The organism is Acinetobacter silvestris (genome assembly GCF_002135235.1).
Classification (GTDB): Bacteria; Pseudomonadota; Gammaproteobacteria; order Pseudomonadales; family Moraxellaceae; genus Acinetobacter; species Acinetobacter silvestris.
The window spans coordinates 542481-565206 of sequence record NZ_NEGB01000001.1 but is presented as its reverse complement, the minus strand read 5'-3'; the positions used below and the strand labels follow the sequence as shown (position 1 = coordinate 565206).

The following is a 22726-nucleotide window of genomic DNA, read 5'->3' as shown; positions in this document are numbered from 1 at the left end:
CGCTCCTAATCAACCACATGACCAGTGGTGAAGTATCGTGCTAAAGCAGCGGTTGAAACAAAGCCAAGCATAGCAACCAGTAAAGCCCCTTCGAACATCGTGGTGATTGACCAATAAATACCCAGAATAACAATTAAGCAGGTGGCATTTAAAAACAAGGTATCAAGGGCTAAAAGACGATCTACAATAGAGGGCCCAATCACTAATCTAAATAAACACAGTAACATCGAGATCGTCACTGCTATTACGCAAATCCCTAAGGCATAGGGTAAAATGGTCATGCACTTTCTCCTTGCTGTACATTAAAGATCATCATGAGTGGCGCTTCATAACGGGCTTTAATGTCTTGAATTTCGTTTTCAGGATCATCTGAGTGCAAAGCATGAACTAAAATATCACCGCGTTCTTGATCGATACCCGCACTGACTGTACCTGGTGTGGTGGTGATGATCATTGCCAGTAAAGTATTAACATGCTCATGGTCGGTATCTAAGGGCACACGGTACCATTTGGGATGTAAATTTTGAGTAGGACCCAAGACCTGTGTGGCGACCCGAATATTAGAAATAATAATGTCCCAAAGTACCACGAAGAACAATTTGACTGCATGCTTCCAGTGAATATTGGGTGTCCGAACAATAAAAGGTTGGATGAGTTTCGGAATAATTAAACCAAGAAGAATGGCCACAGTAAAATCAAAGAGTTCTGCGCTATGACCGAGCATCAACCACGTGACTGCAACCATGACGGAAACAAATGGATGGGGTAAGCAACGATCAAGTAAAGAAGAATTCTGCTTCATTTATTGCTCCATTGGTTTAAGTTCAGTTTCACCATTCACATGGTTTTGATGAATTTCTTGTTGTTTAATTTGTCGCTGTTTGTACTCAGAAATATGTTCACCTTTTAAGGTTTTTTCTGAAATAACATAGGGAATATAGTGTGCATTAGGATCTTCATTTTCACCCGAATACTTAGTTTCTGGTAAATAATCAGGATCAAATGGCTGTATGCTAATTACTTCACCGTTTACATCCGTTTTTAAAATAGCGCGCTCATATAATTTGGCATCACCAATTTGTAAGGCAGTTTGATCAATATATTTTAAAATTGGTGCAGCAGCCACCACGTATACAATTAAACCCGTCAGGAGTAGATAAATGCTTTTATCATTACGTGCAGGTGCTTGATTCGGTAATATTTGGTAAGCAGTGTAAGCAATTTCTTTCTGATCATTTTCTGGGGCTGTGGCACGCCAAAATAGAATAAAACCGACACGAGTGAAGGCAATAATACTCAGTAAACTTACAATCAGAACCGTTGCAATAATCCAGCCTTGGTAAGCTACATCCGCAGTCGCTTGTAATAATAATATTTTGCCTAAGAAACCACTAAATGGTGGTAATCCAGCCATGATTAAGGCAATCAAAAAGAATGTCGCAGCAATGGCTTTATCTTGTTTCATTTTAGGTGCAATTTTAAAATGATCTTTAAATTCGCCACGCTGTGAGGTGATCCACCCACAGAGTAAATAAAATGCTGCTGCAATAAGGGTACTGTGAACCAGATAATACAGCGCTGCAGACCATGCCATAGTGTTGGACATGGAAAGTGCAATTAAGATTGTGCCAATAGAAGACAAAATCATAAAGCCAACAAATCTACGTAAACGGTCCGCCCCAAGTGCGCCTATCACACCATATAAAGAGGTGAGGAGCCCAATGGGTAGCAGCCATGTCATCAGAATTTTTTGGCTGAGCGCATCCTGAAAAACGGTGCCATTGACTCTTAAAATCGCATAAATTCCGACTTTGGTCATAATCGTAAAAATAGCAGCTACAGGGGTTGCTGCGACGGCATAGGTTTTGGGTAGCCAAAAACCCACAGGGAGCATGGCCGCTTTAATTCCAAAGACGACAAAGAGGAGGAGTCCACCAGCCACGGCTAATTTGTGTTGATCCTGTGCTAAAGTCGGTATAAGGCGTGTGACATCTGCCATATTTAAACTACCGACACTACCATAAATCATTCCTAAACCAATCAGAAATAGTGCAGAAGCGAGTAGGTTAATAGTTACATAATGGATTCCCAACTGAAAACGTGCTTTGCCTTGTCCATGCAAGAGCAGGACATAAGAGGCAATAAGCAGAATTTCAAAGAATACAAATAAATTAAATAAGTCACCCGTTAAAAATGCACCAGAAAGTCCCATCAGTAAAAAATGAAACATGGCATGAAAATAGCGACCGCGTTCATCCCACTCTTTACTGGCAAACCAAAGTACAGGTGCCGCAAGTGCATAGGTGAGCACTAACATCAGTGCTGATAAACGATCAAGCACTAAAACAATTCCGAATGGGGCAGACCACTCACTCAGTTGATAGACAAATATTTGTCCCGAACTGGCTTGAATCAGATATGTGATTGCGGTGATTAAGCCAAGGAGTACTGAAATGAGACTGATCCCACGACGCCAAGGTTGTCGCCAATCATGAGCGAGCGATCCTGAACCTGGATTGCCCAATAAAACTAAGAGAAAGGCTGTAAATGCAGGAATGAGGATACCTAAAATAGGCGTATGAGCCAGCCAAAAGTCAAATAAATTCATGATTAAGGCTCATCCTCACGTGGGTCATAAGTACTTAGTTCCTCTTTTGAGTCGACGTGGTCATTTCCAGATTCATAGCGACTGCGTAATGCCAGCTGCACAATAAATGCAGTGGTTGCAAAACCAATCACAATTGCAGTTAAAACTAAAGCTTGCGGTAATGGATCGGTCACATTATTGGCTTCGGTTAAAATCGCTGGTGCACTCATTTGAATTCGCCCCATTGCGAAGAGAAATAAGTTCACGGCATAACCAATCATTGCGAGTCCTAGAACCACAGGAAAAGTACGTGCACGCAGGATTAAATAAATTCCTGTTGCAATCAGTAATCCAATTGCAGAAGCCATTAAAAATTCTAAGCTGATCATGACTTACTCCTTAGGTAGTGGACCCGACATGCTTGAATGTCGAGAATCGCCAAGTACAGAAATGAGCAACATGGTTGCACCCACTACAGTTGCATAGACACCTAAGTCAAAAGCGGCCGCAGAGGCTAAATGCATTTTGCCAAATATAGCTGTATCGACATAAATATGTGCACTGGTTAGGAATGGACGTCCCCAGAACCACGCAGCGACTCCAGTCAGACCTGCAATCAGTAAACCTAATCCAATCCATATTTCATACAGGCGCCCGGATTTTGCTTTAAGCATATGCTCAGCCTGATCTTGGCCCAATGCCATATACTGAATGATGAGTGCCATTGCGGTAATTAAACCTGCAATAAATCCACCACCCGGATAGTTATGTCCACGCAGGAAAATATATAAGCTGACTACCAAGGCAATTGGTAGAATCCATGATGCCGCCATACGGAACATCAGTGGAGAAGGATTGAAGCGATAGGTTAAACCTTGAGTGATACTGGTACCATGAATACGCATTCCATCCATAAGACACAGCGCACCAATCGCGGCAATACCGAGAACGGTAATTTCTCCAAAAGTATCGAAGCCACGGAAATCGACCAAAATCACATTAACGATATTTGAGCCACCACCGAGCGGTAGGGATTGCTGTACAAAGAACCACGAAATGGAATTGTGGTCACGAGTCAGCATCAACCATACGATCCAGCCAATGCCTAAACCTGCTGAAATGGCAATTATCGCATCGCGCCAACGCCGTGTACGACTGGATTCATACGGGGTCAGTTGCGGTAATAAAGATAAACTCATGAGTAATAAAACCGTAGTGACGACATCTACAGTAATTTGAGTAAGGGCTAAATCAGGGGCAGATAAGGTCACAAATACCATCGTGACAACAAGTCCAATTGCACCACTAATCAGTACCGCTTTAATGCGCTCATGATGGAACCATAACATCATCCAACAAGCGGAGAATAAAAGCAGCCATAATACAATTGCGATGAGCGGTGCATAGGTGAGTTCACGTGTACCTGTGGTTAAGCCTTGATTGAGCAGGGGTGTGGTGACCATCACGATACTGAAAATGACTATCCACAATAGATAGTTTTGCAAAGAGCCAGTTTCAGTTTTGGCTTTTATTTTTCTAGAAAGTCTTAATAGATTTTTGAGGAAACGTTCAAAAAGCAATTTACCTTGGAATTGACCTAAAATCGGATCAAGGTCGATCTCACGAATACGGTCATTTTTAGCAAGTGCAAAGTAGAAGATCACACCACCGACCAGTGCAATCGCACTCATCAATAAGGGTAAATTAAAACCATGCCAAATGGCTAAATGAACTCCTTCAAATTGTGGGAGTTGCGTGCTTGCTCGTGTACCTGCATTTACGATATTTTCAACCAGTAATGCAGGGAGAAGTCCGACTAAAATACAGAGTGTGGCTAATAAAATTGCGGGTGCACGCATTCCAATCGGAGGTTCATGTGCATTCTTATTCGGAACCTTTTTGCCGATATCACCATCGAAGAATACCCCATGTACTAAACGAGTCGAATATGCGACTGCAAAAAGTCCTGCTAAAGTCGCAATGATCGCCGCAAGAATCACGGCTCCACCAGATAAATTCGCCAGTAATTCGGTAAAGAACATCTCTTTGGATAAGAAGCCGTTGGTAAGCGGGACCCCAGCCATTGAGGCAGCAGTAATCATGGTTAAGGTTGCAGTAAATGGAAGAAGTTGCCAAATACCACTGAGTTTTCTTAAATCACGGGTCCCTGTTTCATGATCAATAATCCCTGCGATCATGAATAATGCCGCTTTAAAGGTAGCATGATTAATAATATGGAAAATTGCAGCAGCTACGGCCAGTGGCGAGCCTATTCCCAATAGACAGACAATTAAACCTAGATGGCTAATGGTGGAATAAGCCAGTAAACCTTTTAAATCCTCTTTAAAGATGGCAAAGAATGCAGCCATACATAAAGTGAATAAGCCTATTGTGGTGACTAGATTATGATACAGCGCTGAACCGACAAAGATGGGTAAGAGTCGTGCAAGTAGGAATATTCCCGCTTTTACCATAGTGGCAGAGTGTAAATAGGCAGACACAGGGGTGGGTGCTGCCATGGCATTGGGTAGCCAAAAGTGGAACGGAAATTGTGCACTTTTGGTGAATGCACCTAATAAAATCAGTAACAGAGCAGGGGTAAATAAAGGACTACTTTGAATGGTTTGCGCCATACCCGAAATTTGGTCAATTTGATAGGTGCCAGTGATTTGTCCAATCAGGATAAATCCACCCAGCATGGCCAGTCCACCCATACCGGTAATGGTGAGTGCCATACGTGCGCCACGTTGTGCTGCATCGTAGTTACTCCAGTATCCCACCAATAAAAATGAAGAAATACTGGTAAGTTCCCAGAACACCAATAAAATGATGAGGTTATTGGAGAGTGAAATTCCCAACATTGCTGCCATAAAGAGCATCAGCAAAGCATACAGTTTGCTTAAAGAGTTTTTAGGGTTGAGATAATAATAAGCGTAAATATAAATGAGTGTGCCGATCCCTGTGATCAGCAATGCGAAGATCAAACCTAAAGCGTCAAGGCGAAAACTGAAGTCGATTCCGACTTGAGGAAGCCATTGCCAATGCTGTACTAAAGCTGAACCATTTAATACAGGTTTTGCTTGAGTCAGTAACAAGATAAAACTGGTTAAACTGACCCCGATTGCCCCTAAAGCCGTAACCCCACGAGAGAATTTTTTCAGCCATGAGACAAGGGTTGTGCCAAGTATTAACGGTAACAATATAATAATCGGAAGCACACTCGTATCCATTGTCGTGAATAGGTCGAGACCTAAGATGAATCTTATCTTTCAAATATTTGAGGATAACAAAGAATTATCCAACTGCTTAAATTTTGAAAGCCGAAACTGAGTTGAAAATTTAGAAAACAAGTTGTGTTGCGCAACTTGAGAAAGCGATTGCAAAATAAATTAGATTGAAATTCAAACCTAAATGAGATTTTATCTTATTACATGACTAGGTTAACATCAATTTATTTTGTCGACTTTACGCAAACAATTTTAATTATACGCTTCATCTTAAAATAAAATGGTCTGATATTTATACAGATTATGTAAATATAGCAATCAACATCTAATGCAGGGTTTTAATCATGGAGTTTAATTTCGACCCATGATTTTATCTTTAGATTAGAGATGAGCAATTTTTTTTTAAAATCGATTGATGAGCATTTTCCCAGCCAATAAAACGGAACTGAATGGAATTTATTGAACCTGATTCAGCCGATATTAAATTAAAGCAAGGGCTCGTGCGAAGACTGATTATCCTTTTCAATCAGTAACTGTTGTAATTCTTGTTGTTGCTCAAAATTTAAAGTTTGAATCTGTTGGTAGATTTGTTGTGCCGTTAATTCATTTGTTTCAATGACAGGCAGTGGCTCTGATGCCACAGCTTTATTGATGTGTTGCAGTTGTTGATAAATTAAATCAAAGTTGTTTTGCTGCTGATTGAGGGAGATATCGAGCAGGGTTTTGTGCTCAAGTTTAAAATATTGATAATCTGCAGCATGTTCAAGAAGTTCAGTTTGCGTGCCAGAAGCAATGATTTGTATTTTAGGAAATGCTAGATGTAAGCGCTCTAAAATATGTGTGGTATGTTCAGCATCTAAATGCGCATCAATATTATCAATCAGTAAAATACCTTCACCTTCGGTGCAAGGAAAGAGGGTATTGGGGTTTAATAAACATAAGCGGCGGACAATATCACCGACTAAGCCAATCCAGCTTTTTAGCGTATGGGAAAGTTGCTGATACAGCAGAGTTTCATTGTTATACGTCACCATGAGCTGAAGTTTAGGTGCATATTCTAAATATAGGTCTGATAATTCTGGGATAACAATTTGTAGACTATTTTTTAATGCCTTTAAACAAGGGCTACGATGTTGTGTCGTTGCTTGCAGCAGTGATTTTTTGAGATCAAGCTCATAATAAATTTGTGCAGAATCTTCATGAGAACGATTTTGGTCATCAGGTAGATTTTCTTGCATAATTTTTTGAAATAATTGTGCCGTTTGCGCATTTTCAATATCACAAATTTCTCTAAACCATTCAAAAAAACGCGCATAGGTGGTATAGGTGATCGCGCTTAATTCAAAAGCTGCATGTGCTTGTAATACTGACGGATTATTTTTACTGAGTAAATTAATTTCATTTAGAAAACGATCTGAAGGATAGTACGCCAACATTGGAAAACCTTGTAAAGGATCTTTTTTACTGGCTTGGCTGTACAGTCCAACCAACGATTCCAACTGTCGTAATTCAACTTGACTTAAACCGATGCCGCTAGAATTCAGTGTTTTATACAATTGCCATGAGCAGCTTGAAACATCAACTGCTTGGTTATTCTGACTCTCAGCTAACATGCCAATTTCAGCGGGAAAAGCAATGCTAACATCAATTTTAGACTGCACGCGATTCAGCATAATGTCTTGATCAAGCATGACCACACCAGCGGTACGGATATCTTTAAAGCGAGCTGGCAGCCAAGTCAGGGCTTGATAAATATTTTTAAGTATTGCGGTTTTACCTGAAGCTTGATCGCCTAAGATCAGAGTGATGGGTTTATTCGAATAATCAAAGTTAATTTTTAAGTCTGAGAAATGATAAGTGTGTTTCAAATGAATAGACTGAAGTTTCACTGTTCACCTGCATATAAAAATTATAAATTTATGCTGTCACTTTATGTTTGAATGATGTCTTTAATTTGAGTTGTTGGACTAAATCATAAATATGATGAATATTTAAGCTTACTTTAGCACGCGTACAAGCGACGTACAATAATCGTAATTCTTCATCACTGATTTTATGTTCTAGACCATTAATTTTAAATTGATAGTCATCTTCAATATGCACACGATTCCATTCTAAACCTTTGGCCTTATGTGCTGTAGAAATGACATAATCTGCTTGCTCAATTGGTGTGATTTTAGCGAGTGCTTTTTTCAGTGGATCTGTACCATGATCATCCACCAGTTTTACTAATGGTTTGATATCACTACCATCATTGGTTTCACAATATTCATGTACATCGTGCCATGAATTAAACCATGCAAGTTCAGGCACATCTACGACGCGTTTGCCTTGTTTAAGTAGACTGGCGGCATCGACAAAACGATTCAATTTAGCCTGATCGGCTTGTAGTCCGACTTTATCACCCTGCACCAATCCAGAAAGTAGCAATTCCATAGCGCGTGCATTAGTACGACATAAAATTGCGTCGCGCATTTTGGTATGCGGTTTATTTACAACACTGGATTTTTGATCAGGATTACCCAGTAAAGGGACGGTTTCCTTCAATGCGCCTAATAGATGATTGGCAACATCGGCAATTTCATGACCAAAACGAAAAGATGTAGTTAGGCGTGACTCTGGAAGAGGCATTTGTTGCATGGCATTTACTGCACCACGCCATGCGTAAATCTGTTGATGTGCATCACCGACATAAATGACTTGGGTATGCCGTTGTTTTAATAAAATCCCCAACATCAATGGGTCGGCATCTTGCGCTTCATCAAACAGGACATAATCTGCTGGAATGAATGGGTCAGATAAAGCCCAAAGTTTCAGGTAAATATCATGCCCAATTCCAGCTTGATGGTTTTGATCTATCGATTCTAACCAGCGTTTTTCAACCGCAGGGTAAAGATGTTTTTGTAATGCTTCAATATCATCTGTATGCAACCAACTGGGCACTTGAATATGGCGCGGTGCAGGGTATTGTGAACTGGTGGAACAGAAATAACTTACCGCATTGGCAACCAAACTGGCTAAGCGACTAGGCATCATTACATATTTTTCATAACGCCCACCCATTAACCGTCGAAGGGTAATCGGTTCTAAGCGATATTCTTTCGCAATAAAACTCGGACTTAACCGTGGGAACCGTAGTTTATCGGTGACTCCACGTGGAACGCTACGAAAAGCGAGCGAGTGAAAAGTACGACAATCTACATTTTGATGAAATTTATTTTGAGCCTCAGTCGCAATGGCCTTATTAAACGCCAAATACATCCCACGACGATGTGACATTGCATCACTAATTAATTGCAATGTGGTGGTTTTACCGGTGCCAGCATAGGCAATCACTTTAAAGGATTGGCCTTTTTCTGCTTCAGCAATGGCAAAGTTTTGTTCTGGTGTTGGGGTAAAGGAATAAGGCACAGCGCTCAATAATCTTTCAATTAAAATATATATTTTGGTTGGCAAGTATAGCAAAAAATAGCCAGTGGCATGTGGCTTAATTCTATGGAGACAGATTGTTCATCTGAAAGAGTTATTGGTTTTTGATTTAGATGAGATAAATTTATTGTATGAATTTATACAAGTTTTTGTCTTAAAACTGACTTAAAACTGCAACCAAGCTGTCATATCCATTTTTTACACTGATTTGGGGAAAAATTCTAAATTCATTCTTGGATAAAACTATGACAAATTCAGCCAACCAACCCACGCGTCGTGAAGTTCTAAAATGGTTAGCCAGCATTCCTTTTTTACCACTCGGGGCAATGGCAACTTCTGCGGCACTGGTCGGTTGTAATGATGATAAAGATGTTGTCGTCGCACCACCCGTCAAAGCGGCGAAATTAAAAACTGCCACCTTTACCCCAATGGATGCACCGACTTTAGCCAATGCAGCAGCAATGGCGACCACTACGGTGGCTTCAGGTTTAGCTGTGACTTGGGATGATAATACGAAGACCGACTATAAGTTGGCATATAAAACCTTCTTCCAAACTGGTGACATGGTCAGCGATGGCAAGGGCGGAAAAGTTTTAGCGGGTGGTTACTATGATATTAATAACCAACCTATTATGGATAACTCTGTTATCGCAAAAGCACGTCAGTTTTTCTCAGATTGCCCCGATGGTACATCTTTATTAACGGTGGCTGATGCCAAAGTAGATGGTGTCAAAGGTAAACCTGTATTTGCAGTTGTGCAATTTGAATATACCACTCGTGACCAAGCAGGGAACGATATGTATGGAAAATTACCTTCTCCAATTGCAGTATTAACATTGGATCAGGATCAAAAAACAGGGCATTTATCTTTAGTGAAATATCATAATGTTGATATGTCTAAAGCCCATGGTTTATGGATCACGTGTGGTGCAAGTCTATCTCCTTGGGGTACGCATCTTTCCAGTGAGGAATATGAACCAGATGCATTTGGTCAAGGTTTAGGTACCGACATGACTACAATGAAAGCTTATAGTAAAAATGTTTATGGTGATGAGACCTCTGCAAGACCTTATAACTATGGGCACTTACCTGAAATTACCGTGAATAAAGACGGAACTGGAACTGCGAAAAAGCATTATTGCCTAGGTCGTATTTCGCATGAGCTGATTCAGATGATGCCAGATAATCGGACCGCTTTGATGGGGGATGATTATACCAATGGTGGTTTATTTATGTTTGTTGCAGATAAGGAAAAAGACTTATCGGCTGGAACACTCTATGTTGCTAAATATCTGAATGAATTGAATGAAACATCAACGGCGCAAATTCAATGGATTAATTTAGGTCATGCAACCAGCCAAGAAATTGATGATTTGGTGAATATAAAAAATATTCAACCGAACGAAATCATGGAAAGTTTGGACAAAGATCCACAAGATGCCAGTTATACCAAGGTAATTCTTGCGAAAAAAACCATTTGGGTCAAAGTTAAACCGGGTATGGAGAAAGCAGCAGCTTTCCTTGAAACGCATCGTTATGCAGCACTCAAGGGCGGTAGTATGGCTTTCACCAAGATGGAAGGGACGACCGTCAATGCGAAAGATAAAGTTGCTTATTCAGCCTTGGCGAATATTCAAGATTCAATGATTAAGGGCAATGCAGCATGGTTGCCGGAACATAATGTGTCTTTTGCCAAGAAAATTTCGGCGGGCGGGATTATGGCACATGATATGAAAGTCGCTATGAGCGATACATTGGGTACTGCAATCAAAAGTGATTGGGTGCCTTACCAAAGCCATATGCTTTTAATTGGTAAAGATATTGATGCGGCATCTGATCCACTCGCAATAGGGAATACCTGTGACCCAAGAACAATCGCCAGTGCAGATAATCTGAAATTTTCTGAAACGTTCCGTACTTTGTTTATCGGTGAAGATAGTGGTAACCACGTCAATAACTATTTATGGGCTTATAATGTTGATAGCAAAAGCTTAGATCGAATTTTATCTTGTCCAGCAGGTGCGGAATCTACGGGTTTACATGCGGTCGATTCAATTAATGGTTGGACTTATATTATGAGTAACTTCCAGCATCCTGGTGATTGGAGTTCATTGCATAAGCAAGTTGAAGCAACTTTAGATCCTTTAATTCGTGCCAATTATAATGATCGTTTTGCCGCTGCAGTTGGTTATTTGACTGCTGATCCAATCGCACCATCGGTTGAGAAAAAATCATCTTAATTGGATGATGTAATAAAAAAGCCTCTAGCAAATTAGAGGCTTTTTATTATTTAAATGAAGATTAATGACTACGCTTGGCTTTTTCAACTAAACCTGATAATCCTTGGCGACGCGCTAGTTCATTCAAAATGAGTTGAATATCGAGATCAAAATAGCCCAACATTACAATAGTATGGAACCACAGGTCAGCAACTTCATAGATCAAATCATTTTTGTTATCTTCATGCGCTGCGGTTTTAAAATCTTTTGCTGCAATGACCATTTCAAAACTTTCTTCACCAATTTTTTCTAAAATTTTATTCAGACCTTTATGGTAAAGCTTTGCCACATAAGAAGAATCTGGGTCGGCAGTTTTACGCTCCGCCATCATTTGACCTAAATAGCTCAGAACCTCGACCTGTTCTGATTGTACATTGGAAGCATTCATCGCAAGGGTATGTGGGTTTACAGATTTTTCGCCATAAATTTGCGTTGGATCTTTCAGCTGTGTATCGACGATTTCCCAGCCATTTGGTGTGAGTTTGCGATAGAAACAAGATTCACGACCCGTATGGCATGCAATACCGCCGTGTTGTTCAATTTGCAATACGATTACATCAGCATCACAATCTAAACGAATTTCATGCACTGTTTGAAAATGTCCTGATTCTTCACCTTTGTGCCATAATTTTTGACGTGAACGTGAAAAATACACGGCTTGATTTTTTTCGGCAGTTAAAGCCAGAGCCTCACGGTTCATCCATGCCACCATCAACACCCGTCCAGTTTGATGATGTTGTGCAATAGCAGGAATAAGTCCTTGTTCGTTAAATTTTACTTCATCGAGCCATTGCGCATTGTTCATGAGGATTTCACCAAAAATTGTTGTTTAAACGGATAACAGCGTAAGATTATAGTTTAGGTGATCAATAGCATTTTGTGTGAATAATCTTTCGTTGATTCCAGCATTAAAAAAGCCAATTTAGGAATAATTGGCTTTTAAAATTAGAAAGTAAAAATTATTTGGCGATGCGCCAAACGGCTAAAAAACTCACTAATATCATCAGAATAATTGAAATATACCACGGTGCAATAATTGCAATGGATAAGAAAATAGCCATACTACTGCCGAAAATCCAACTCCGTTTTTGTTGCTGCTCAACCTCTAAACGCATCATTTGTAGTTCATGTAATTGTTTTGCATGCCAAGCAGATTGATTTTTTAAGCCATTTAAACTGTCGATGAGTAAGGTTGGAAAATCCTGAGCACCTAAAAGTAAATCAGGAATTTTTTGTCCTAATTCTTTTAAATTCTTTTGCGGATTCATTTGTGCTTTGATCCATTCAGTCAGAATGGGTTTTGCCAATTTCCAAATATCGAGTTCAGGATAAAGGTCTGTTCCTAAACCTTCGACATGGACTAAGGTTTTCAGCAATAACATGAGTTGTGGTGGAATTTCTAAATGGAAGCGACGTGCAATATCCATCACTTGAATGAGAATGCCAGCGAAGTCCAATTCATGCATCGGTTTTGAAACCATTGGCCCGACTGTACGGCGCATCTCACGAGCTAAAGCATCTTGATCTGTTCCGGGTGGAATCCATCCTGCTTGATGCACAACTAGAATTAATTGCATGAAGTCGCTGTTCATGACCGCAAGGAGCATGCGGGCAACAGTCATTTGGTCATGTTTAGACAATTCACCCATAATCGCACAATCAAGCGCGATAAAACGGGGGTTACTTGGATTAATGGTTTCGACAAAAACATTACCTGGATGCATATCGGCATGGAAAAAGTTGTCACGAAATACTTGAGTGAAGAAGATGGTGAGTCCTCTTTCTGCAAGTTGTGCCCGATCCATACCGAGTTTATCAAAAGTTGCAATATCTGAAATAGGCACGCCAGTAATGCGCTCAGCGACCATGACATCGGTACTGTCCATATACACGTCAGGGACATACATCATGCTTGAGCCAGTAAAATAATGGCGCATACGGCGGGTATTATCCGCTTCTAAGCTTAGATCTAATTCATTTAAAATAACTTGACGGTAGTCTTGAATAATTTCAGAGAGATGAAATGCACGTGCCGCTTCTAAGCGTTTTTCAAGATTAGTACCGAGCCACGTTAAAATTTCAAAATCTTGTAGAATTTGTTTGCGAATATCGGGGCGAGTGACTTTTACCACCACTTCACGACCATCATGTAAAGCAGCGGTATGGACTTGTGCAATCGATGCAGCAGCCAGCGGTTGTTCATCAAAACGAGAAAATAAGGTATCTACATCTGCTTTTAAGGATTGCTGAATGCGAACTTTAGCGACATTAGAATCAAAAGGTTTGACTTTATCTTGTAATAAAACCAATTGTTGTAAAAGTTCGGGTGGCATTAAATCGCGACGCGTAGATAACAATTGTCCGAGTTTAATCGCCAGTGGTCCCATATCTTCCAAAGCTTGTTTGAGCTTCAAAGGATTTTTACGTTCCTTACTGGACCATGCAGCAGGGTGTAGGCGGATTAGGGCTAAAGTATGCCGTGCTTTTTCCGGTAATTCTTCCGCAGGAACCAGTGTGTCGAGTCTATAATGCGCGGCAATGCGCCAAAGTTCGAGTAAACGGTTAATGTGCGGAATCATATTGCGAATACCTAGTCTGGGGTCGAGTGAATTTGAGTTTGAAGTTGTTGAATTTTGGCTTCAAGACGATCTAAGTTTTGATTGAGTTGGCGGGTCGACTGGTTTAAATCATCCATTTGCCAACGTGGTGCAAACAAACCACTGTCTTCCTTTAGAAAATCTTCTGCGAAAAACCAATGACTTTGCAATGAGCGTTTGAGGTATTTCGGGGCCAGCTGAATTTTAGCAATTTCATGTGCTAAAGCTGGACTGATCCAAGGACTAAGCTTAGAGGCTAAATCTGGTTCAGTTTGTTGGATAATTCGTTGGATATCTTGTAAGAGGTGATAATCACCTTGCAATGGAATATTGCCAATCTCATCCGCTAGAAAAAGCTTAATTAATGCAACGAACGACTCGACATGCAACGTTGCCGTTGATGCTGTCATGGTCTGATTCTGATCAAAAGGACGTTGTTCGAAAATGGAAGAAACGTCACTATGACCCATTGCTGTCGGTTCTAAGCGGACTTTATTATGATCAAAAAAAACATCGACAGAGAGCTGCGGAGAGTCGATTACTACCCGCAATATTTTGCCTTGTAGATTATTCAGTTGGATGCGGGTAATCGCATCCAAGTTGATACCTTGGTTAATTAATCGCTCCACTGCTCCGAGTGCCAGAATCGACCACATAGCTAAACCTTTTTAACCAAATTCTTAGAGTTTAAAACCACGATGCACGGCAACAATACCACCCGTTAAATTGTGATAATCACAGTTTTGAAAACCGGCATTTTCCATCATCCCTTTTAAGGTACGCTGGTCTGGATGCATACGAATTGATTCAGCTAAATATTTATAACTTTCAGCATCATTTGCAATCAATTTACCCATAATCGGTAAAGCGGTAAAAGAGTAAAGATCATAAAGTTTAGAGAATGGTTCAAAGACAGGTTTAGAGAACTCTAAAATGAGTAAACGACCACCTGGCTTAAGCACACGGTACATTGCAGCAAGTGCGGCGTCTTTATCAGTGACATTCCGTAGGCCAAAACTAATGGTCAAAAGATCAAAACTATTGTCTGCAAATGGCTCTAAGGTTTCAGCATTCGCAAGAACAAAATCAACATTGGTACAACCTGCATCGATTAAACGGTCACGTCCGACATTGAGCATAGATTCGTTAATATCAGATAAAACCACATGGCCTGTTGGGCCAACTTCACGGCTAAAGACTTTGGCTAAGTCACCAGTACCGCCAGCAATATCAAGTACATGTTGACCACGGCGGACACCAGACATATTAATCGCAAAACGTTTCCAAATACGATGAATACCAAATGACATAAGGTCATTCATAATGTCGTATTTGCTTGCAACTGAATGGAATACCTCAGCAACTTTTTGTGCTTTATCTTCACTGCTTACCGTTTGATAACCAAAGTGCGTGGTTGCACCGACATTACCAGTATTCGCACCGCGGGGTAGGTTGTACTTGGGTACGGTTCCAGACACAGGCGTATCTGTCAATTGTTGTTGTAAAGATTGTTGCTGACCTTGCGGGGTACCTTGCGGTAATGGCTCAGTTAAAAATGGACTCACGTTGTCTGTGTTTTTTGCCGACTCAGCTTGAGCGTTAGGCTTTTGATTTTCGTTAGACATTCGAGTCACTCCTGAACACAAAAATAAGAAATCTTGTAGTGGTTCGCATGATGACAGATTCTTACGCTTTTTACAGCGTTGATCATGCAATTGTTATGAATAATCTACAGAAAATCTGTTGCTCAATCATTCATATGATTGGTTTGAACCTTATCATATTCTAAAAGGATTGGGTTTGCCTGCATGTACATCTGCAACAATTTGACGTTCTTGTGCCGTAAAGCTGTGAATAAATGTGGTTGCAGATTTCATTGGTTTCATAGCAATAAAGCCTTCTCCAATAAAGTCATACATTAATTCAAAGTGATATTTACTGGCAGTTCCCTTACACATTTTAAAAGCAGTATGCATAATGAATGAACGCATATATTTATCCAGTGCTGCACCGAGTTCATCTAACATATCTAATTGTTGATAACGTGCTTGCTCCTGATCGAGCTTAATTAAGCTTAAGCGCATCATTTCATCATCAATAGGTTGTTCTGCTGGATAATCTTGTAATAGTTGTGCCGCAACCTGTTCATCTAGTTGCATGGCCAATACTGCTAATCCAACCGATTTCATGCCCGTTTTTATGGCATTTTCAGGTAGTATTTTTTCTGCTTTATGTGCGTATTTGAGTAAGCGTTCAATTTGTATAGCAAGATCATCAAACTCAGGCCCGCCATATAAACGGTTGATAAAATATTGAGCCATTAACTGGTTTTCAGGGGTGCTAAAGAGCACATGATGCGTCTCTTGAATGCGTTCTTTTAACCAAGCTTGCGCTTCATGTAGGCGTTTTTTTAGAATAGGATCTTGATGATAGTTCAATGCATTATATTGTTCTAAAAGTTGATCTAGTGCGGCAAGTTTAGACATATAAAAACTCTAAATTTAAATTTTTAAAAAAGCATACGGAGAGTTTACGTGGATCTCTATGACAATAGAATAAAAAGAATCATCAATTTAGGTCAGTCGTTATGCTTTTATCATCTTCATCTATAACAGAAAAGTTATAGTCGAAATAAATGAAATAGATATACTCAATTTAAAACAGATAAAAGTGTGAATAATATGCTTGAACAACAATTACAATTTTCTTTGCGAGATGAAGACCAACTGTCACTGGATTTAATCGAAGCTCAATACACGTTAAAAAATACCCGTGATCGCAATAATGCAAAGAGTTTAGTGATCTTAGTCAGTGGGATTGAACTGGCAGGTAAAGGTGAAGCTGTTAAGCAATTACGTGAATGGGTTGATCCACGATATTTACACGTTAAAGCCGATATTCCGCGTTTATTTACAGAAAAGCAGACTTTCTGGCAACCCTATACACGGTTTATTCCTGCTGAAGGTCAAATACAGGTGATGTTTGGTAACTGGTATAGTGATTTATTAACCACGGCCATGCATGTTTCAAAACCTTTAGATGAAACCATGTTTGAAAGTTATATTGAATGTATGCGTGCTTATGAACAAGATTTAAAAAACAACCATGTTGATGTGATTAAGGTGTGGTTTGATCTACCTTGGAAAGCCTTACAAAAGCGTTTAGATGATATGGATGTTTCTGAACAAAGATGGCATAAATTACATGGTTTAGATTGGCGAAATAAAAAACAATACGATACTTTACAAAAACTGCGGCAAAAATTTACCGATGATTGGTTGGTGATTGATGGAGAAAATGAAGTTTTACGGAATCAACAATTTGCACAATATATTCTGCATGCCTTAAAACAATTACCCAAACATAAAACTACGGTTCGCACCAAGTGGAAACAAGCGGCTATTCCTGAAGCATTATTCAACCCATCGATAGAGATGATGGATGCAGCAGCTTACAAGGCTGAATTGAAAAAGCTGACGCGCAAGGTTTCTGATGCTTTGCGCACCGATAGTCGCAATGTCATTATTACTTTTGAAGGTATGGATGCCGCGGGTAAAGGGGGAGCGATCAAGCGCATTGTGAAGAAACTTGATCCACGTGAATATGAAATTCATACCATTGCGGCACCTGAAAAGTTTGAATTACGTAGACCCTATATGTGGCGGTTTTGGACAAAATTAACTGAAACGCATGAAATTACGATTTTTGATCGCACCTGGTATGGGCGGGTTTTAGTCGAGCGAGTAGAAGGCTTTGCTAAACAGATCGAGTGGCAACGTGCTTACGAAGAAATAAATCGTTTTGAAAAAGATTTAACCGACAATCAGACTATTTTGATTAAGTTTTGGCTGGCCATTTCCAAGGATGAACAAGAAACTCGTTTTAAGGCACGTGAAGCAGTACCTCATAAACGCTTTAAGATTACGGCGGATGATTGGCGTAATCGTAAGCGTTGGGATGATTATTTAAATGCCGCTGCCGATATGTTGGCACGCACCAATACTGAATATGCACCGTGGTATGTGATTGCAAACAATGATAAATATTCAGCACGGATTCAGGTATTACAAGCGATTTTAAAACAATTAAAAGTTGACTAATATTGGTTTGATTATTTTTAGATGTACTTGAGTGATTTAGGAAAACAAGCGGATTTAAAATCCGCTTGTTTGGCTTTTAGGAATAACTGAGCGTTTGAGTTTTTTGCTTTTGTTGAATACTTTTCGCTAATTTGTAGCATTCTTCGACATGCGCTTCGGCAACTTTTTTCATCACGATATAACCTAAACTTGCTGCAATGATTGAACCACCAAGCGGAATAAATTTAATGACTTGTTTGGTAATGACTTTTGCTGCGACATTATTCAAAGATGATTTAACCGCAGTTCGGGCCACGACTAAACCTGAAAATTCAAAACCACGCTTACGTAATTCATTCCAATGAATTTTTTTGGTTTCTGGATCGTAAACGCTAATTTGATCAGGTGCTAATCCAAAACGTGCATTAATTTCAGGAATTAAACAAGATAACATTCCAACATCAATCACGACATCAAAAAAAGGCACAGGCACAACTGCAGCGCCAGCTGAGACATAAGCCCGTTTCTTAACCATCTCCAAGCATTCTTCTTGAACTTGCTCTAAGCTTAAATTTGGATCAATCGAATCTGGAATTTTATCTATTTTCATAAAGGATTACCTATCTACAAGCTGATTATAATATTTCTATAGAAGCATCTTTAAGCTTGGATTTTTCAAAGTTTTTAGCGAAACAGTGCTGTAAAAATGACACAGTCAGATTAAGATGTATAGTACCGAATGTTGATGTTTTGTGCATTATCACAAAACATTGAAGAGTCAAAAATTGAGGAAATATGGCGATTCATGTGATTCAGAGCCAACGCATTGAGGTGTTGGTACAAGGCGTGTTGCAAAGTACAACCAAAGCATCTAAGAATCCATTCGCCGTTTTAAAAACTCAGCATTTTATTGTGCCTACGCCTGCTGTCGAAGAATGGCTCACGCAAAAAATTGCAGAACAGCAGGGCATTAGCGCCAATGCTCAATTTCATCAACGTATTCGTGGTTTTCAATGGTTTGCTTATCAACAAGTATTAGAAGATAAAGATAAGGTTCGTAAAGCCAATATTCCACGTTTGATTATGAAATGGCGGATTTATCAGGCACTGAAAAGTTTTATTGCAAGTGATGAAATCGCTATCAATAGCGAACATCCTTTATATTCAATTATTCAACGAATTTATGAGAGCGCTGCTCAGCTTGAAGATGGGCTAGAAAAAAAACTTAAAAAACAAAGCATGTTGTATTGGGTATCAGAACAAGTCTCGAAGCTGTTTAGTAATTACATGCTGTATCGTGGTTATTGTGTCCAAGGCTGTGGAGATCTTTGTAGTTGTTCAAGCAACTGGTTGCAGATGTGGGGGCGGAATCAGGAACTGAATGTTGAACAGCAATTCTTTAAAACCAATGCCGAAGTTTCTGCATTCAGCTTAAATCAAGCACAAGAATTAGAAAGCTGGCAACGTTGGTTATGGCAACATACATTCCATGATGACTTTGTTGAAATGCAAAGTATTGATGCTGATTTTTGGCAGATCATGGATGATGCTGAAAAACGTCAGGATGCTTTAAAAAAACTCCCATCACAACTCATTGTATTTACACTTTTAGATTTACCACCAAGCCAATTGCAATTTTTACGTCGCTTGGGGCAGTATTTAGATGTACTGATTTTACATTACAACCCATCACAAGAATATTGGGCAGACAGTGTCGATCCAAATTGGAAAAAACAATACGATTTACGCGTGAAAGAGCGGTTTATTGCTAAAAATCCCAAAGTAAATGATGAAGACATTGATAAATTCTTTCAAGAATTCACCTTAAATTTTAATGCCGAAGTACGTGAGTCTAGGCATCCATTACTGACGCGTTTGGGCAAACAGGCACGTGATCATTTTTCTATTTTATCTAACCTTTCCTCAGGTGAAGAAGGACAATGGATTGATGCTTTTGTTGATGAGTTTCCACAGCATTTATTAGGTAAATTACAGTCTGATATTTTGTACTTGGTGGAACCTGAGCAACATGCTTATCCACTTAATCCGCAGGATGATTCAATTCAAATTCATGTCTGTCATTCAACTTTAAGGCAATTAGAAGTTTTAAGAGATCAATTCACACATTGGTTAGTGCAAGGCACGCCTGAAAATCCACATCGTCCCAGTGATATTTTGGTTCTAGTGCCTGATTTAAAGCAAATTGAACCTTTAATTCGCAGTGTATTTCCACAGGCGCCCAATCATGAAGGTGTATTTTTACCTGTAAAAATAGCAGGTGTGACACAGTTGGATGCCAATAATGCATGGCGTGCTGTTTTAGGTCGCATTGAACTGGTTCAAGGGCGTTTTAGCATTGAAGATTTTGCTGATTGGCTCAGTTTAAATGCGACACAATTACGTTATGAACTGGATATTAACAATACCGAACGCATGATTGAGCTCTTGGTGCATGCTGGTTTTAAGCGTGGTCTGGATGCTGAACATTTGCAGCGCAGTTTAAGTCAAGGTGATGATGATTATCGCTTTAGTTTTAAATTTGCTTTAGATCGGCTTGCTTTGGGCGTTGCCATTCCTGAACATGCAATTTTTGCAGATACATTAAGTTATGCGCAAGTTTTACCCAGCGATTTTGAATTGATCAGTAGCTTAATTAACATTTATCAGGACTTTGCCCAGCGCCGTCATTGGATGATTGCACATGAACTGAAGTCAGCGACAGGATTAACATTAAATGTTGAAGCTTGGCTTAAATTACTAATGCAGGATATTAGTGAGTTTGAGCAAGCAGGTGTGGAATCACTGAAAAAAGTCCGTGAGATTGTCAAAAAACAAGAACGGATGCTAACTTTGGCAAGTTTTTACGATGAGCAAGATGATTCCATTCTTCGGAATATCAATTTACCTCTACCTTATTTACTCAATGAAATTCAAAACACCTTAGACAGTCAACTGGATCAGGCCGTACCTACAGGTCAAATTACCTTTAGCCAAATTGGTCAGATTCGTCCTTTGCCGTACAAATTGATGGTGATGTTGAATTTAGATGGTGGAAAATTCCCAACACGGAATAATCATTTGCCTTTTGATTTGATGCAGTTATTACGCCCACAATTGGGTGATCGTTCCCGTTTAGAAGATGATCAAGGGGCATTCTTAGATGCTTTGCTTTTGGCACAGGAAAACCTGTGGCTATTTTATAATGGCTTTGATGTCAGTGATGGTGAAGTCCGTGAGCCTTCCAGTGTTTTGCAAGAACTGATTAGCCATCTTGCCTTTATTACATATTTGACGCAAAAAAATGATGCATTAGCATCTTCCTCATCTGATGTAGTTAGCCAAGTTGATACTTTAGTTTCAATTGAATGTATTGAAGTACCTGAACAAATTCAGCAACTTTATCATGTGCATCAATTACAGCCCTTTGATCCAAGCGGTTTTGAAAAGTCTGAAATTATTCGTTATCAAGATCAATGGTTTCAAGTGGCGCAACAGATTCGTCGTGCCGATGCACAATCTAAACGTGAGGCTTGGACAAATGTGGAATACCAACGTGAACAGGATGCCATGACGGTTTTGGATGCAGGGCAGTGGATTCAAGATATCACTTTTCCTGCACGACTATATCTCAAGACTTTAGGGGTAGAAAACTTAAAACCTGAAGATATTCCCGCACAAGATGAACCTTTGGTTTTAGATGGATTGGGTCGTTACGCAATCCGAGATTTTTTACAAAAACAACAAGGTCAGTCATTAAACAGTATTGAATGTTTTAAGCCAGAACTGTTGCAGGATCAACTGCCTGTCGGAAAAGTTCAGCACAGTGCATGGCAAATGAGTTTGGCAGAGCAAGAAAATTTAAAAACTCGCTTATCTCGTTATGCCGCTGAGGTGACACAAACCACACAACGCCAATGGAGAATTCAGCCTGATTTAACCATGATTTTGACTGTTCCTAAACATGCAGGCACTAATGAAAATCAGAATTGGGTCAGTTTGGATGCGTCTAGTGCAAGAGCGAAACGCCGTGCCAAAGTGTGGCTAGAATATTTGCTCTGGCTGAGTTTTAGCAATTTAAGTGATGAACAATCGATTCCTTTAAAACGCATTGCCATTTTTAGTGATGTCACACTGATTAATACAGGGCTGAGCTCGACGCAAGCTCAAAATTATTTATGGTCTTGGTTTAAAGCCTATCAGTATGCACAAACTCAACCTTTAGTTTTACCATCAGCATTGCTGTTGCTACGCGCTGAAAAAGGCAAAGCGTTAGATTGGAGCGATGATGAATTGGATCAAGTTACACTGAATAATTTTGGCGATATTCTCAAGGAGTGGAATGCCGATTCAGCTCGATTCATGACTGCTTTTTCTGTAGAGGATAATGAAGCGACCAAATACCATCGAGATTGGCAATTCATTTTACAAGAACAGGATGCCGCCGCTTTGCTGAAACATGCTTGCGATACTTTTGCTTATGACTTGTATCAACCCATCTATCAGTATCAATGTGTGGCGGAGGAATAAC

General features: G+C 39.7%; 16 protein-coding genes. 3 read left to right on the top strand and 13 right to left on the bottom strand.

Annotated features, from left to right (window positions below; all coding sequences use genetic code 11):
- Window positions 1-5: 5 nt before the first annotated feature.
- The 7 genes from B9T28_RS02710 to B9T28_RS02680 all read right to left on the bottom strand — a co-directional run bounded on the left by B9T28_RS02710 (window position 6) and on the right by B9T28_RS02680 (window position 9225).
- On the bottom strand, window positions 6-281 hold the full coding sequence (locus B9T28_RS02710; protein WP_086202405.1) for a monovalent cation/H+ antiporter subunit F: 276 nt from the start codon (window positions 279-281) through the stop codon (window positions 6-8).
- Complete coding sequence (locus B9T28_RS02705) at window positions 278-802, bottom strand: Na+/H+ antiporter subunit E (RefSeq protein ID WP_086202404.1); 525 nt, start codon at window positions 800-802, stop codon at window positions 278-280. Before B9T28_RS02705 ends, B9T28_RS02710 begins: the two co-directional genes overlap by 4 nt.
- The gene (locus B9T28_RS02700; protein WP_086202403.1) at window positions 803-2608 is read right to left on the bottom strand and encodes a monovalent cation/H+ antiporter subunit D; all 1806 of its coding nucleotides are present in this window, start codon (window positions 2606-2608) and stop codon (window positions 803-805) included.
- Window positions 2609-2610: 2 nt separating this feature from the next.
- Window positions 2611-2976 (bottom strand): Na+/H+ antiporter subunit C, encoded by a 366-nt coding sequence (locus B9T28_RS02695; protein ID WP_086202402.1) that lies wholly within the window; start codon window positions 2974-2976, stop codon window positions 2611-2613.
- 3 nt (window positions 2977-2979) lie between these two features.
- Entirely contained in the window at window positions 2980-5817 is a 2838-nt protein-coding gene (locus B9T28_RS02690) for a monovalent cation/H+ antiporter subunit A (protein ID WP_086202401.1), read from the bottom strand.
- Between the two features lie 482 nt (window positions 5818-6299).
- Complete coding sequence (locus B9T28_RS02685) at window positions 6300-7703, bottom strand: ATP-binding protein (RefSeq protein WP_086202400.1); 1404 nt, start codon at window positions 7701-7703, stop codon at window positions 6300-6302.
- 28 nt (window positions 7704-7731) lie between these two features.
- On the bottom strand, window positions 7732-9225 hold the full coding sequence (locus tag B9T28_RS02680; protein ID WP_086202399.1) for a UvrD-helicase domain-containing protein: 1494 nt from the start codon (window positions 9223-9225) through the stop codon (window positions 7732-7734).
- Window positions 9226-9488: 263 nt separating this feature from the next.
- On the opposite strand from B9T28_RS02680, the gene B9T28_RS02675 reads away from it, so the two are divergent.
- Window positions 9489-11483 carry a PhoX family protein gene (locus B9T28_RS02675; RefSeq protein WP_086202398.1) on the top strand — a complete coding sequence of 665 codons (1995 nt, stop codon included), beginning with the start codon at window positions 9489-9491 and terminating at the stop codon, window positions 11481-11483.
- 61 nt (window positions 11484-11544) lie between these two features.
- Here B9T28_RS02675 and hisIE read toward each other — a convergent pair whose 3' ends face one another.
- From hisIE to B9T28_RS02650, 5 genes are all read right to left on the bottom strand, one after another.
- Window positions 11545-12327, bottom strand: coding sequence for a bifunctional phosphoribosyl-AMP cyclohydrolase/phosphoribosyl-ATP diphosphatase HisIE (gene hisIE, locus B9T28_RS02670; protein ID WP_086202397.1), 783 nt, complete (start codon window positions 12325-12327; stop codon window positions 11545-11547).
- A 154-nt stretch (window positions 12328-12481) separates the two neighbouring features.
- Window positions 12482-14101 (bottom strand): ABC1 kinase family protein, encoded by a 1620-nt coding sequence (locus B9T28_RS02665; protein ID WP_086202396.1) that lies wholly within the window; start codon window positions 14099-14101, stop codon window positions 12482-12484.
- A gap of 11 nt (window positions 14102-14112) precedes the next feature.
- Entirely contained in the window at window positions 14113-14775 is a 663-nt protein-coding gene (locus tag B9T28_RS02660) for a ubiquinone biosynthesis accessory factor UbiJ (RefSeq protein ID WP_086202395.1), read from the bottom strand.
- Window positions 14776-14799: 24 nt separating this feature from the next.
- The gene (ubiE, locus tag B9T28_RS02655) at window positions 14800-15744 is read right to left on the bottom strand and encodes a bifunctional demethylmenaquinone methyltransferase/2-methoxy-6-polyprenyl-1,4-benzoquinol methylase UbiE (protein WP_086202394.1); all 945 of its coding nucleotides are present in this window, start codon (window positions 15742-15744) and stop codon (window positions 14800-14802) included.
- Window positions 15745-15897: 153 nt separating this feature from the next.
- Complete coding sequence (locus tag B9T28_RS02650) at window positions 15898-16605, bottom strand: DUF8198 family protein (RefSeq protein WP_086202393.1); 708 nt, start codon at window positions 16603-16605, stop codon at window positions 15898-15900.
- A gap of 195 nt (window positions 16606-16800) precedes the next feature.
- Here B9T28_RS02650 and pap point away from each other — a divergent pair, with 195 nt between their 5' ends.
- Window positions 16801-18219, top strand: coding sequence for a polyphosphate:AMP phosphotransferase (gene pap / locus B9T28_RS02645; protein ID WP_086202392.1), 1419 nt, complete (start codon window positions 16801-16803; stop codon window positions 18217-18219).
- A 76-nt stretch (window positions 18220-18295) separates the two neighbouring features.
- Here the strand turns inward: pap and B9T28_RS02640 are convergent, their stop codons facing one another.
- Window positions 18296-18808 (bottom strand): hypothetical protein, encoded by a 513-nt coding sequence (locus B9T28_RS02640; protein WP_086202391.1) that lies wholly within the window; start codon window positions 18806-18808, stop codon window positions 18296-18298.
- A gap of 185 nt (window positions 18809-18993) precedes the next feature.
- Here B9T28_RS02640 and B9T28_RS02635 point away from each other — a divergent pair, with 185 nt between their 5' ends.
- Window positions 18994-22725, top strand: a complete 3732-nt coding sequence (locus B9T28_RS02635; RefSeq protein WP_086202390.1) for an exodeoxyribonuclease V subunit gamma — start codon at window positions 18994-18996, stop codon at window positions 22723-22725.
- Window position 22726 lies beyond the last annotated feature (1 nt).

Excerpts from the sequence above, each read along its gene's own strand:
- B9T28_RS02710 (WP_086202405.1), bottom strand. The coding sequence starts at position 281 with ATGACCATTTTACCCTATGCCTTAGGGATTTGCGTAATAGCAGTGACG.
- B9T28_RS02705 (WP_086202404.1), bottom strand. The coding sequence starts at position 802 with ATGAAGCAGAATTCTTCTTTACTTGATCGTTGCTTACCCCATCCATTT.
- B9T28_RS02700 (WP_086202403.1), bottom strand. The coding sequence starts at position 2,608 with ATGAATTTATTTGACTTTTGGCTGGCTCATACGCCTATTTTAGGTATC.
- B9T28_RS02695 (WP_086202402.1), bottom strand. The coding sequence starts at position 2,976 with ATGATCAGCTTAGAATTTTTAATGGCTTCTGCAATTGGATTACTGATT.
- B9T28_RS02690 (WP_086202401.1), bottom strand. The coding sequence starts at position 5,817 with ATGGATACGAGTGTGCTTCCGATTATTATATTGTTACCGTTAATACTT.
- B9T28_RS02675 (WP_086202398.1), top strand. The coding sequence starts at position 9,489 with ATGACAAATTCAGCCAACCAACCCACGCGTCGTGAAGTTCTAAAATGG.
- hisIE (WP_086202397.1), bottom strand. The coding sequence starts at position 12,327 with ATGAACAATGCGCAATGGCTCGATGAAGTAAAATTTAACGAACAAGGA.
- B9T28_RS02665 (WP_086202396.1), bottom strand. The coding sequence starts at position 14,101 with ATGATTCCGCACATTAACCGTTTACTCGAACTTTGGCGCATTGCCGCG.
- B9T28_RS02660 (WP_086202395.1), bottom strand. The coding sequence starts at position 14,775 with ATGTGGTCGATTCTGGCACTCGGAGCAGTGGAGCGATTAATTAACCAA.
- ubiE (WP_086202394.1), bottom strand. The coding sequence starts at position 15,744 with ATGTCTAACGAAAATCAAAAGCCTAACGCTCAAGCTGAGTCGGCAAAA.
- B9T28_RS02650 (WP_086202393.1), bottom strand. The coding sequence starts at position 16,605 with ATGTCTAAACTTGCCGCACTAGATCAACTTTTAGAACAATATAATGCA.
- pap (WP_086202392.1), top strand. The coding sequence starts at position 16,801 with ATGCTTGAACAACAATTACAATTTTCTTTGCGAGATGAAGACCAACTG.
- B9T28_RS02640 (WP_086202391.1), bottom strand. The coding sequence starts at position 18,808 with ATGAAAATAGATAAAATTCCAGATTCGATTGATCCAAATTTAAGCTTA.
- B9T28_RS02635 (WP_086202390.1), top strand. The coding sequence starts at position 18,994 with ATGGCGATTCATGTGATTCAGAGCCAACGCATTGAGGTGTTGGTACAA.